The organism is Polaromonas sp. P1_E1_2, from assembly GCF_056406035.1.
Window position 1 is genome coordinate 1 of sequence record NZ_JBFUAZ010000885.1, and the last position, 1193, is coordinate 1193.

Genomic DNA, 1193 nt, shown 5'->3' on the forward strand with positions numbered 1-1193 from the left:
GGCCTTGCAGAAACCAGCGGCCTGAACGGGTCGCCGTGACCAGGTCCTGCAGGTAGTTCAGCAGCGGCTCCGACGCGTGAACCTGCGCCACCATCTGCTGCAGCTCCAGCAGGTCGTGCGGTGCCAGCAGGGCTGGCAGCTTTTCGACCATGTCGCGGCGGTCGGCGCCGCGCAGCAATTCGCGTTCGGCGGCGCGGTCAGGGTAGCCTAGCGAAATCCGCATGTGAAAGCGATCCAGCTGGGACTCGGGCAGGGCGTAGGTGCCGAGCTGGTCGTGCGGATTCTGCGTGGCGATCACAAAAAACGGCAGGGGCAGGGGCCGGGTTTCGCCCTCGACCGTGACCTGCTTTTCCTCCATGGCTTCGAGCAGGGCGCTTTGGGTTTTCGGGCTGGCCCGGTTGATTTCATCGGCCAGCAGGACCTGCGCGAAAACCGGCCCGGGGTGAAACACAAAACTTTCTTTCTGGCGTTCGTAAATCGACACACCCGACAAATCGCTGGGCATCAGGTCGGCAGTGAACTGCACCCGCGAAAACTGCAGCCCGAATGAGCGTGACAGCGCATGGGCCAGCGTGGTTTTTCCGACGCCCGGAACGTCTTCAATCAGCAGGTGGCCGCCGGCCAGCAGGCAGGCCACGCAGTCCTGTACCTGCGCCGGTTTTCCGACGATGACCGTGTTAAGCTGATCAAGAAGTGCCTGGAGTTTTTCTGTGACTTTCATGGTGCCAACCATACCGTAATTTTTTACAAATTATTTCCCCCATGAACGCGACTGGTTATTTCACGCACGCAGATTGCCGCAAGCATGAGATGGGCCCCGGCCACCCGGAATGTCCGGAGCGGCTCGACGCCATTGACGACTGGTTGCTGGCGACCGGCGTCAAGGACGCCCTGGACGCGCGCGAGGCCCCCCTGGCAGCGCTGGGCGACATTGAGTTGGCGCACGACCGCATGATGGTGGCGGCGATCCGCGGCCTGAGCGACAGCCTGGTCGATGACATCAGGGCCGGCGGGCCGGCCTATGCGCAGATTGACCCCGATACCGCGCTCAATGCGCACACCTGGAACGCCGCCTTGCGTGCGACCGGCGCCGTGCTGGCGGCCACCGACGCAGTGATGTCCGGCGAGCTTGAGAACGCGTTTTGCGCGGTGCGCCCGCCGGGCCACCACGCCTGCCACAACCGGTCCATGGG

1 protein-coding gene and 1 pseudogene are annotated in these 1193 nt (G+C 63.9%); one reads left to right on the forward strand and one right to left on the reverse strand.

The genetic code is table 11. The features are described from left to right. On the reverse strand, window positions 1–721 hold a 721-nt coding region (locus AC1D1P_RS23785), incomplete at its 3' end, for an AAA family ATPase (protein WP_477674709.1). 41 nt (window positions 722–762) lie between these two features. On the opposite strand from AC1D1P_RS23785, the pseudogene AC1D1P_RS23790 reads away from it, so the two are divergent. Beyond that, window positions 763–1193: pseudogene (locus AC1D1P_RS23790) on the forward strand (histone deacetylase family protein); the annotation flags it as partial.